The organism is Immundisolibacter sp. (assembly GCF_041601295.1).
Taxonomy (GTDB): Bacteria; Pseudomonadota; Gammaproteobacteria; order Immundisolibacterales; family Immundisolibacteraceae; genus Immundisolibacter.
In genome coordinates, this window is the sequence record NZ_JBFIII010000001.1 from 73,408 (window position 1) to 85,138 (window position 11,731).

The following is an 11,731-nucleotide window of genomic DNA, read 5'->3' on the forward strand; positions in this document are numbered from 1 at the left end:
ACCATGACCCGCACCGCCAACCCCGGTAAGCTCCAGCGTCGTTTGAACAAAGAAGACATACTGGAAAAAACCGCACCCCTGTTCGCGGAAGGTGGCTATGCAGCGACCTCCATGCGCGATCTGGCCAAGGCCTGTGGCATTACGCCAGCGGCGCTCTACCACCATTTCGAAGACAAGGATCAGTTGTACCTTGAGGCGCTTGAGTACATATTCCGGCGCCGGATTGGTCGTATGAGTGACGCGCTCAAAGGTCTGACAACCTTCGAGGGCAAGGTACGTCGTGTGGTGGAGGTGTTGGTCGACGCGATCCACGGCGATGAGCTGTTTCTGACCTTGTTGAGGCGCGAACTGTTGGTACGGGACGAGAAGCGGCTTGAATACCTGGCAACCCGGGTGTTTGCTGAACCGTTTCGGGAAATCATGCGTGTCGGACGCGACCTGCCGCCGGGGAACTACAGGCCGTCGTTTCTGGCTACTTCCGCGCTGGCGCTGACGATTGGGCACTACACCCTAGAGCCGGTGCGACGCTATTTGATGCCTTCGGATACCCCACAGGATCTGCGTCAGACCATCATTGATCACGTCACTGATCTCGCCCTGCACGGTATGCGCAAGGATCCCAGGTAATGCTCTCTACAAAGCTTGGCTGGCCAGGGACGGGCCAGCGGCTGCTGGTTTTGCTGTTGCCCCTGATTCTGACCGCCTGCGGTGATTCAACGCAGCAGGCGGCGCCTCGTGTTCGCGATGATCTGGAACTTGCCGTCGCCAGCATCAGCACGGTGCCGCGCTATTACACCGTGCCAGGCAGCGTGATTGCGGATGAGCGGGTGCAGCTGTCGTCGCGTATCAGCGGTTTCATACGCAAGCTTGCAGTGCGCGAAGGCGACCCGGTACGGGATGGCCAGGTACTGGTGGAAATCGATCCGGCGGACGTGGAGGGCGCGGTGCGGCAAGCCACCGCCGCGCGCGCCTCAGCAAAAGCAGATTTGGCCGATGCGCGGGTGGATGTCGATAAATTCATCGCTCTTACCAAGACTGGCGCGGTTCCGATGGATACCTTGCGCAAGGCTGAGGTACGGCGGCAAGTGGCGCAGGCACGCTTGGCCGAGGCGCAGGCCGCATTGGAGACTGCTCGGGCCCAGCGCGCCTATACCAGCATCACCAGCCCGGTGGATGGAGTGGTGGTCGGGCGTTTGCGTGAGGCGGGCGACTTGGCCACGCCCGGCGTTCCGATCCTTGAAATCGAAGCCAGACATACGCTGGTGTTCCAGACCTACGTTGCCGAGAGTCGGGTGATGCAACTCGATCCGGCGGCGCCGGTGCTAGTGTCGCTGGACGCCGTGCCAGGGTCGCACAGCGGGCGCGTTCTGCGGGTAGTGCCCTCGGCTGATCCGGTGACGCGGCGCTACGAGGTCAAGGTCAGTCTGCCTCCTGAGATTGGCCTGTTGCCCGGCATGTTCGGGCGGGCACAGTTTCGGGTCGATGAGGATCAGCCGCTGACAGTGCCGCGGTCCGCCCTGGTCGAACGCAGCGGCCTGAGCGGCGTTTTTCGCGTGGCGGACGACGGCCAGATCGGATTTCGCTGGCTGCGTACGCGGCGCGAGTTTGATGATCAGCTCGAAGTGACGGCGGGGCTTGTCGCCGGTGATCAGGTGGTGGTCAACCCGCCGGCCGATTTGCGCGACGGGGAGCGTCTTGAACTGAGCGCGCCTGCCAGCCAATGAGTGATTCGCGTTTCAACGCCGCGGGGCGCCTGGCCGATTTTTTTGTCGATTCCAAACTGACGCCGCTAGTCATTCTGGGTGTGGCGCTGTTCGGCACCATGGCTTTGCTGCTCACTCCGCGCGAGGAAAATCCGCAAATCGTGGTGCCAGCGGCACAGGTCAGCGTGACGCTGCCGGGTGCCAGTGCGCAGGAAGTGGAAAACCTGCTGTTGACGCCGCTCGAAGCCGCCTTGTCGGGGATGCCTGACGTCGAGCACACCTACGGCACGGCCAGCAATTCGCTGGCCTCGGTGCAGGTGGAGTTTGACGTCGGCATATCCAAGGAGGCGGCGCTGGTCCGCGTGTACGACAAGGTCGAGCAACTTCGCCCACATCTGCCGGCACAGGCCGGGGCACCGACCGTTACGCCAATCGATGCCGACGACGTGCCGGTGGTTACCATCACCCTGGCGTCGACCGACTATGACGATTACGCCCTCAAGCGTATTGCCGACCGCATGGCCGAGCGACTGCGCAGTGTCCGTGGCGTATCGATCGTGCAGGTGTATGGCGGCCGCGACCGCGAGTTGCGGGTCGAGATCGAGCCCGAGCGAATGCAGGCCTTTGGCGTCACCCTGGACCAGGGTCTGGCACGCCTCGCAGCCTCGAATTTCGCCGGCCCGGTGGGGGATATCACCCTGCAGGGCCAACGGGCGGGCGTGTACCTGGACAGCCAACTCGGCTCCCTTGAGGACTTGCAGCGCCTGGTGGTAGGCGAGAGTGATGGCCGGCTGATTTATCTTGAGGACGTGGCAGAGACCGTTGACGGTCCACCGCAAGACCGCCGGAGCATGGCCCGTCTGGCGCTCGGGCCGGCCGATCCGCTGTTTCCTGCCCTCGGCGGGGATGAGATGCCAGCGGTCACCATCGCCGTGGCCAAGAAGGCGGGTGAGAACGCCGTGCGTATCGGCCACGAGGTACAGCGGCGGGTCAAGCGCATGCAGAGCGAGTTCGTGCCTGCTGGCGTACAGATAGTCACCACACGCAATGATGGCGACAAGGCGGACGACGCGGTCAATACGCTGGTCGAACACCTTGGCATTGCCATCCTGGCGGTGGTCGGCACCTTGCTACTGACCCTTGGCTGGCGCGAGGGCCTGATGGTAATGCTGGTGGTACCGCTGGTGATGCTCACGGTGATCATGGCCGATGGTTTCGCCGGTGTGACCATCAACCGCGTGGCACTTTTTGCGTTGATTCTCGCCCTGGGCTCATTAGTCGATGACGCGATCGTTGTGGTGGAGAACATCCATCGCCACTACACCGACAACCCCGGCGGTGACCGACGCGCGATGGCGGTGCAGGCGGTGGCCGAAATCGGTAACGCGACCAATTTCGCCACCTTTTCGATGATGGCGGTGTTCGCGGCGATGATCGTCGTCAGTGGTATGCCGGGGGAGTTTTTCTTCCCGATCGTGGTCAATTTGCCGACCGCAATGTTCACCTCCTTGGTGTTCGCCTATGTAGTAACCCCGTGGGCAGCGCGCCGCTGGCTGCGGCCCAAGCCGCTGCTGGCGGATTTCTCGGCGCAAAGCGCGCAGGCGTATGGAGTTTACGACCGCATTTTGTGCCTGCTCCTGGACCGGCCCTTGCTGCGCCGGGGCTTGTACATCGCCATGGCTGCCTTGATTGGCCTGACTTCCCTGATGCCCGCCTGGCAGTACCTGCGTCCCTCGGGGCCCGTGGGCGAGAAGTCGTTCCTGGGCTTGCTGATGACCTTTTTGCCCAAGGACGACATCAACACCTTCAATATCTTCATCGACCTGCCGGAGAACGCCAGCGTGGAGCAGACGGACGCGCTGGTGCGCGATGTCGGGCGTGAGTTGCGGGCCACGCCGGAAGTAACCAATTATCTGGTTGCGCTGGCTCAGCCGGGGGTAACCGATCTTTCGAACCTGTTGCGCGGCAGCCTGAACCGCCGCAGTGCCCATCAGGCCGAGGTACGGGTAAACCTGATCCATCGCGGCCAGCGGGCGCGTACCTCAATGCAGGTTGTGGCCGATCTTCGGCCGCGTCTGCATGCGGTCAGCCGAAGCTATCCCGGCAGCGTGATCCGCACCTTCGACGACCCACCGGGGCCGCCCAGCCGGGCCAAGTTGCTGGCCGAGGTCTATGGCAACGATCCGGACGATATGCGCCGCGTAGCGGCCGATGTGCGGGCTCAGTTCGAGGCGACCCCGGGAGTGGCCGAGGTGTTCGATTCGGTTGCCAAGCCGGTGCGCCGCCATCGAGTCGTGGTGGACGAGGAAAAAGCGGCTTTGTCTGGTGTTTCCCCACGGCAGCTTGCCGACGTGCTGCAAGTGCTGTTCGAAGGCGTTTCGGTTGGCCGCGTACACCTGCCGGACGAGCGCAATGTGGTGCCGATCCGCATCCAGGTGCCACGGCGTGACGAGCTGCGTCCGCAGGATCTTGACCGTATTCAGGTCAGTAACGCCGCCGGCCAGATCGTGCCGGTATCGGAATTGGTGCGCGTGGTACCCGACTACGAGGACGTGCCCATCCTGCACAAGGACAACGAGCGGGTGATCTTCGTCGGCAGCGAGTATCTGACCGGGGCCGGCCTCTACGCTGTGCTGGATCTGAACCAACGCCTGGAAAGCGTCAAGGATGGCGCGGGTCGCCCGCTGCGGGTGGGTAACCTGGGTTTGTACGACGAACCACCCGACACCATCGCCGGCACCAATATGCTGTGGGAAGGCGAAACCCGGATGATGCTGGACGCCTACCGCGACATGACCTACGCGTTGTTGCTGGCGATCTCGGTGGTGTACCTGATGCTTGTCGCCTACTACCGCTCGTTCGCGATCCCGCTGGTGGCGTTGGCGGCGTTACCGCTGGCGTTTATCGGTGTGTTCCCCGGCCACCTGGTCATGGGTGCCGAGTTCTCTGGTGCATCAATGGTCGGCATCATCGCCCTGGTCGGTATGGTGGTTCGGGCATCGCTGCTGATTATCGAGTTCGGGCGCGAGGCCGAGGCGCAGGGCATGAGCCTGCGCGAGGCTATGCGCACCGCCTGCGCGCTGCGCTTGCGCCCGATTGTGCTGACCTCGCTCACCAACATGCTGGGCGCCACGGTCATGTTGCTGGATCCGGTGTTCCGGGGTTTGGCCATCAGCGTAATTTTCGGCACCGCGTTTTCCACCGGGCTGACCATGATCGTGGTGCCGGCTCTGTATTACGCCTATCGCCAGCGTTTGCTCAGCAGGGCGGCAGTGGCCTGACGAGGGCCGGTCTGCCCGCTCAAACGGGCAGCAGTGCCTCCACCATGAGCTGCAATTGCCGTTCGCCGCGAAAAGTATTGACCTGCGGCCGATAGGCAATGTGCACCCGTTCCCCCAAGTGTTCGCATAGGGTTGCCGCGCGCCAGGCGATGGCGCCCACGCGCTCGCCGCCGGACCTGTGCGACAGCAGCAGGCGCAGATGGTCGCCGCCCACCACGCGCGTCTCGTGAAGTTGAAATTCGTCGTCGAACAGCGGCGGCGCGAAGCCTTGGCCCCAGGGTCCGGCCGTGTGCAGGCGTTGCGCGAGGTCCAGCGTCAATAGTGCCGGGTCAAGCGAGCCATCGCTGAGTAACGCATCGGTTGGCAAAACACCGCCCGTTTGCTCCAGCACGGCGTGGCCAAGCGCGGCCGCGAATGCGGTCAGATGTTCATGCGCCAACGTCAGGCCGGCCGCCATGGCATGTCCGCCGAATTTCTTGATCATGCCCGGATGGCGGGTTGCGACTGCTGCCAGCGCGTCGCGGATATGCACTCCGGACAGCGAGCGCGCCGAACCGCGCCACACACCGTCGGCCGCTGGCGCAAATGCCACCGCCGGCCGCGTGTAGCGCTCGCGCAGTCGCCCGGCGATGATCCCCACCACACCGCTGTGCCAGTCCGGGCTGTGCAGGCACAGCACCGGTGGCAAAGGCGCGCTGAGTGCCTCCATATGTGCCGTTGCCTCAGCCTGCATCTGCGCCTCGACCGCGCGGCGCTGGCGGTTGAAGGCGTCCAGTTGAGCCGCCATCTTGGCCGCTGTAGCCGGGTCGTCAGTCAGCAGGCACTCGATGCCAAAACTCATGTCGTCCATACGCCCGGCGGCGTTCAGCCGCGGACCGGCGCGAAACGCCAGCTCGGTCGCCGTTATCGGCTCGCCCGTCGTATCCAGGGCCAGCAGTGCACGCAGGCCGGGCTGCCCGCCGCCAGCATTCAATCGCGCCAGGCCATGTGCGACCAGCACGCGATTGTTGTAGTCGAGCGGGACCACATCCGCGACCGTGCCAAGCGCCACCAGGTCCAGCAGTCGGGCGAGGTTAGGCTCGGCGCGCCCGGCCCTGAACCAGCCGTCGGCACGCAGCCGCGCGCGCAGCGCCAGCAGGAAGTAAAACATCACGCCCACGCCCGCCAGGTGCTTGCTCGGAAACGGGTCACCAGGCAGGCGCGGATTGACGATCGCATTGGCGTCCGGCAACTGCTGGCCGGGCAGGTGATGGTCCGTCACGACAACCGCGATGCCGCTTTTACGCAACTGCGCGATGCCATCGAGACTGGTGATGCCATTGTCCACGGTGATGACCAGGTCCGGCCGAGAGGCAATGGCGGCGTGCGCGACCTCGATGGACAGCCCATAGCCGCTTGTGAATCGGCTGGGCACCAGATAATCCACCGTGCCAGCCCCGAGGACCCGCAGGCCGCGTACCGCCACGGCGCATCCGGTAGCGCCGTCGGCGTCATAGTCGGCCACCACCAGTAATCGCCCGCCGCCGGTGAGCACGCGCGCAGTGAGCGCGGTGGCGGTGTGCATGCCGCTGAGGGTGTCTGGTGCCAACAGCCGATCGGTGGGATAACCGAGCTCGTTGGGCCTTACGCCGCGGGCCGCGTAGACGCGCGCCAGTACGGAGCAACCCAGCTGTCTGGCCAGGGCGGCGATCGCTGATGCCGGTGGCGGCGGCCGCCGGCTGATCGGCCGTCCAAGGCTCACCATCATCGTGTTCGCCACGCGCCGTAGAGAACTCGCGACAACAACCCGCGGCGTTGCACATCGAACACGGCGTTGCCCGCCGGGCCGGTGACGTGCAGGTGAAGACTCGCCAGCTGCTTGCCATCCAGTGCACGTCGCAGCGGGCGTAACCAGCGTTCATGCAGATCATCGGCGGTGGTGTTGACCGCCAGGTCCAGCAGGCCATGTTCAGTCGCCAAGGCGTCGAGAAGCTGTGTACCGGATGCGGGTACCGGCTCGGGCGTGACACCCGCCAGCCGTGAAAGCCCGCCAATCAGCGGCTGTTCGGTCCATACCCGGCTGAACGGGGAAGGCCCAAGCGTTGGGGTAACGCCGCTGCCCCACAGCCATAGGGCATTGGCAGGGGCTTGGTCGAGTGCCTCACGGGCAAGATTGGGCGGGGCGTCGAACAGCAGCATTTGCAGCTCGTTCAGCCAGGCTTGCCAACGTGGTGCATCGGGGCCGCTGGGTTGGCCGTCGGCCACTCGTCCGCCGGGCAGACTGTCCGGTGGCGAGGTTTCAAGCATTGGCGCCTCGTTGGACAGCACGTACCAGCGCAGCGGCGTGGCCATGTGCCAACTGACACCCTGAATGATGTCGGCGCAGCTTACCCGCTCGAACAGCGCCCGCGCCTGAGTTGGCGTCAGCGGAGTCGCGTCCAGGGACAGCAGGCGCAGGCTGGCGCCTGCTGGCTGCAGGCACACCGGATCGAGCCGCGAGCACCACGCCGGTGGTGGTGTGCCAAAGTCGTGGGCATAGGTCGCTGCCGCCAGCGGCGGGGCAAGGTCCCTGCTCCAGCCGAACAGCGCGAAGGCCGGCAAGTAGGCAGTAAAAGGCTCGCGGGTTGGTACGTCTGGCAGGCTCGGGTCGAGACCGAGCTCAGCAGCCAGCGGGGCGGCGTCGAGTTGGCTAAGGTGAATTGTCAGGCGGGACGGCATGCCCGCCGAGTGTGCCAGAAACGGCGTCAGGCGCCAGCCAGCACACAACCGGAGTCATGTCAGGGAAACTCAGAAACCAGTCGCAGGCGTGGATTGGCAAGGAATCCGAAAATCACACTTTTCGGATTCCTTACGCCAGACCTATGACATCAGCCGATCTTGGCCAAACGCGCCTTCCACGTGTCGAGCGCTTCCGGGTTCTTGGTGTACAGCGGCGGTTCGCCGCGCAGCACACGCTCGACGTTTGCCAGCGCGGCCACCGGCAGCGAGTCCATCACATCCTTGCTGTGGCCAATGATGTGTGGGGTCAGAATCACGTTGTCCGCGCCGACGAACTCGCGCAGTGGGCTTGTCGCGGGTAGGGGTTCCTCGACGAACGCGTCAAGCGCCGCGCCGGCGATCACGCCTTCCTTGAGCACCTTGTGAACGGCGGCTTCGTCCAAGGCCGCGCCCCGAGCGGTGTTAACCAGGTACGCGGTCGGCTTCATCAAACGCAGTTCACGCTCGCCGATCATCGCCCGCGTCTCGTTGGTGACCGTGACATGCATGCTCACAAAGTCGGAGCGTTTGAGCAGGTCATCCAGCTCGACCTTCTTGATGCCGGCTGGCGCCTTGTCCTGACTCACATAGGGGTCGAAGTAGAGAATTTCTGTTTCCCAGCCTTGCAGGCGGTCGACCACGCCACGGGCAATGCGGCCCATGCCGATCAGGCCCACCGTGCGCCCGCGCACGCTGCGGGCGGTGAGATCACGCGGCCGCGGGGCATTCTCGGCAAGCAGGCGCTGTTTGAACGGCATCTGCATGGACAGCGCGGCGATGAACAGCACCGTGGCCTCGGACATGCCCAGGAAGTTCTCCGGCGTGGCCCCGTGTCCAACGATGATGCCAAGCTCGGTGGCGGCATCGACATCAATGCTTTCAACGCCGATAACTGGTGACATGATGGCGCGCAGGCGGGGCGCGGCCTGCATCACGGCGCGGTCGATCTTGGTGATGGGGCTGGCCACGATAACGTCGGTGCGGCCAAACAGGCGCGGAAAATCCGCCGGGTCATAGACTGTGAACCCAGGCCCTTTGGGCGCCGGCCCGCGAATGATCTCGCAGTCCAGCGTGCCGAGCGCGTCGGCCAGCACATCGGAAATCCAGTCGGTCGAGACAAAAACGACCCCTTTGCTCATGCTTTTCTCCTCGTTGTTGATGTGAATGAAAGGACCGGCAGCGCCGACCGGCCGACCGGTTTTTATACAGACGGTCCTTCGGCCAGGCCCGATACACGATAAGCCCGGCACACGATACCGCGGGTGGGATGGACCGAATTGTAGGTGCCGGCCTGCTCGCACCGCAACCGCAGGATCAGCCCGCGGAAACGGCGCATTTGCCGCTCAGGCGAGTCCTGGACAGAAGCGCCCAAAAGGCCTTCCGACCACGCTGGTCCGACCGAATCGACGACTAAAATCCCCTTGCTGTCAGGCAAGGGGATTTATTCAACTGCCTTAGGGACCCGCTGACGTATTCAGCACTTCTCCAGGTGCGCTTATCCAGCCGCAACGGTCGGGATGGACAAGGCTGTGCCCGCCAGCCAGTACAGCCACAGGGAGCACCCCAATCCGACTACGAAACACAGCGTGCGCACCGGGGCAATGTTCGCCAGATAGACAATCAAATGCAGGACCCGCGCGGCGAGGAATATGCCTGCCGCGATGGCGGCTTTACCTGCATCGGCACCGGCGACATGCGCCAGGATTACCGCTGGCGCGAACACGGCCAGCGCTTCCCAGGCGTTCGCCTGGGCGCCGACGGCGCGGGCGCCGATACCTTCCAGCTTCGCGGCCTGTACACGCGGATGCTTAACGTCAACCGATCCGAACTGCCGAGTCCGGTACACGGCGGTAATGCCGGAAATGATGTAAGGCAAGAGCACGGCGCCGATCAGCGCCCAAAGCGGTAGCGTCATTTGTTGATCCCCTCTCGTGAAGATTATTGTGACCGGCCGGCCAGTCCGGACCGGCCGGTCGCAGTGTAGATCAGTTCTAGGCCGCTTTCAGATCAGTGTCGACGATGGCCCCGGTCTTCAGGAGAACCTCGCGAATGCGTGCCTGGGTGGCCTCATCGGTACGCGGTGCAAGCGGTGGCCGGCACACGCCCATTTTGAAGCCGAGCAATTCCAGCCAGTACTTGATGGGTGCAAGCGCGTACTGGTTGCGGGTCACCAGAGGCACCATGAACAGTTCGCTCAGAAGATCCCGAAGCGGATCAAGTTCTCTGTAGATGGGCAGGGCTTCGTCGAATTTGCCGGCGTCGGCGAGTGCTTGGAGTTTGAAGAAGCGTTCCCGCAGCCGACCGTACATGATGACCTCGAGCGTTCCGAAAATGCATTGCGCGCCATGCACGATGCGATCCCACAGATAGAACGACTCCATCGGTTCGGTCACGACGATGCGGTCGCCGCACATTTTGCGCATGGCGATGCTGTCAGCAGGGTTGCTGACGCCGTTCTTGATCCCGACCACCATGGGTAAATCCGCCAGGCGGTTAATCAGCCCGTGGTTCAGCAGCACACCTGCGGTCGGCGTCTGGTACAGCACGATGGCGAGCGGCGAGTGGTCGTTCAGGTACTTGTAGTAGCCGTACAGGTCGGCGTCGGAACGCAACTGGATTACCGGGTTGATCACCTCGATGAAGTCATAGCCCAGCGTGTCCAGAAATTTGGCTTTCTCGATCACCGTGAACGGCGACGGGTCCAGAATGACCGACGTCAGCATCATCCGGCCCTGGTTGGCACTGGCGCAGATCTGCGTGTAGCGGTTCCACTCGGTGGGAGTCATGTTCCAGGCTTCTGCCATATTGCCGCCGGTCATCAGGCCGTAGAGCCCGATTTCAGCGTATTTGTTGACGTTGAATGCCAGTCCTTCCTCGTCCAGGCTGAAGTCTGGCTTGAACGGCGTGGTCGGGGCGTTGGTCGAACCCACCATGTGTTTCCGGGCCCAAGCCTTGGCTTCATTCTGCGTATATTTGGCCATCGGTTTTCTCCTCGCGGTTAACGACCAGCGACGGTCGGGATAAATTCCAGTCAAGAACAGGTGGGCTGCCCCCTGTTCGTTCCGAGCATGGCCCAAGTTCCTTGCAGGAACTTATGCTCTGTCTGAAGCATCGCCGACCACCGGTTCCGATGCAACAGACGTCCCGTCTGTGAGCTCAGGTCCGAGGCGTCGATTCGCGCGCGCAACCCATGCCGCAACGGCGAGTCCCAGCAGCGCGACCACCGCCAAAAACAGAAAATAGTTCCGGTGCCCCGGAGCTCCAGGCGCTGCATCGAGAATTCGCCCAGTGATGGGTGCGAAGAATATTTCGGGGGTAAAGCCGATGAACGACACCACGCCGACTGTTGTGCCCGTGATGTTTGTTGGGGTTTTTGTCTCCTCCAGCAACGCAAAATAGACGCCGCGAAGCGCAAACACGGCGAAGGCGCTGACAAATATATTGACAAGAATAAGGGCGAGCCAATCCGATGCGGGAGTTGCCAAAGAAAGAATGCCGAAAGATAAAAAAAGTACGCCGAACATCAATGAAATAATTCGGCTCGCCAGATACCTGTCCGCCAGCACGCCGGCAGCCACGGCCGCAATCGGTCGCACATAGGAGGTCAGGGCAGAAAGCCGGGCGGCGTCAATTTCGTTCATCCCCAATACCTGGACGGCATACAGGGAATAATTGTCCAGACCTTTATAGCCGCAATAAGCGCACAGGATAATTCCGGCCTGGGCCCAGATGGTCGGTCGTTTAAACGTAGCGACAGTATCCGCGAACGTCAGTCGGGGCTTTATCGCGGAGAATTTTTCGCCCGACCCGGGCAACAAGAGCCAGGCCAGCACGCCGATGGCGCAGGTGGCGCCTGAATACAGCAGGAGCACTCCGCGAAAACCCGCCCGCCGCTGTACATCAGTTGCCAGAGTGGCATCGGTCGGCAAGTAGAACGCCAATACCGCGATGCCGATGAATGCAAAGCAAGCGGCAACGAATCCGCGACCACCATCCAAAATTCCAAACGCC

The 11,731-nt window shown here is 63.1% G+C and carries 8 protein-coding genes and 1 pseudogene; 3 read left to right on the forward strand and 6 right to left on the reverse strand.

Annotation, left to right across the window (positions count from 1 at the left end; translation table 11 throughout):
- Positions 1–3: 3 nt before the first annotated feature.
- The 3 genes from ABZF37_RS00380 to ABZF37_RS00390 are packed head-to-tail and all read left to right on the forward strand — an operon-like array spanning position 4 to position 4,984.
- Complete coding sequence (locus tag ABZF37_RS00380) at positions 4–627, forward strand: TetR/AcrR family transcriptional regulator (RefSeq protein ID WP_372715540.1); 624 nt, start codon at positions 4–6, stop codon at positions 625–627.
- Positions 627–1,724 (forward strand): efflux RND transporter periplasmic adaptor subunit, encoded by a 1,098-nt coding sequence (locus ABZF37_RS00385; protein WP_372715542.1) that lies wholly within the window; start codon positions 627–629, stop codon positions 1,722–1,724. Before ABZF37_RS00380 ends, ABZF37_RS00385 begins: the two co-directional genes overlap by 1 nt.
- Positions 1,721–4,984: an efflux RND transporter permease subunit gene (locus ABZF37_RS00390; RefSeq protein WP_372715544.1), complete on the forward strand. Its 3,264-nt coding sequence runs from the start codon at positions 1,721–1,723 to the stop codon at positions 4,982–4,984. Before ABZF37_RS00385 ends, ABZF37_RS00390 begins: the two co-directional genes overlap by 4 nt.
- Positions 4,985–5,003: 19 nt before the next feature.
- Here ABZF37_RS00390 and recJ read toward each other — a convergent pair whose 3' ends face one another.
- The 6 genes and pseudogenes from recJ to ABZF37_RS00420 form a co-directional block, all read right to left on the reverse strand.
- Complete coding sequence (recJ, locus tag ABZF37_RS00395; RefSeq protein WP_372715546.1) at positions 5,004–6,731, reverse strand: single-stranded-DNA-specific exonuclease RecJ; 1,728 nt, start codon at positions 6,729–6,731, stop codon at positions 5,004–5,006.
- Entirely contained in the window at positions 6,728–7,729 is a 1,002-nt protein-coding gene (locus tag ABZF37_RS00400) for a hypothetical protein (protein ID WP_372715548.1), read from the reverse strand. Before ABZF37_RS00400 ends, recJ begins: the two co-directional genes overlap by 4 nt.
- Positions 7,730–7,830: 101 nt before the next feature.
- On the reverse strand, positions 7,831–8,859 hold the full coding sequence (locus tag ABZF37_RS00405) for an NAD(P)-dependent oxidoreductase (protein WP_372715550.1): 1,029 nt from the start codon (positions 8,857–8,859) through the stop codon (positions 7,831–7,833).
- Between the two features lie 356 nt (positions 8,860–9,215).
- The gene (locus ABZF37_RS00410) at positions 9,216–9,635 is read right to left on the reverse strand and encodes an MAPEG family protein (protein ID WP_372715552.1); all 420 of its coding nucleotides are present in this window, start codon (positions 9,633–9,635) and stop codon (positions 9,216–9,218) included.
- 76 nt (positions 9,636–9,711) lie between these two features.
- The gene (locus ABZF37_RS00415; protein ID WP_372715554.1) at positions 9,712–10,701 is read right to left on the reverse strand and encodes a dihydrodipicolinate synthase family protein; all 990 of its coding nucleotides are present in this window, start codon (positions 10,699–10,701) and stop codon (positions 9,712–9,714) included.
- A 111-nt stretch (positions 10,702–10,812) separates the two neighbouring features.
- Positions 10,813–11,731, reverse strand: a pseudogene (locus ABZF37_RS00420) (MFS transporter); the annotation flags it as partial.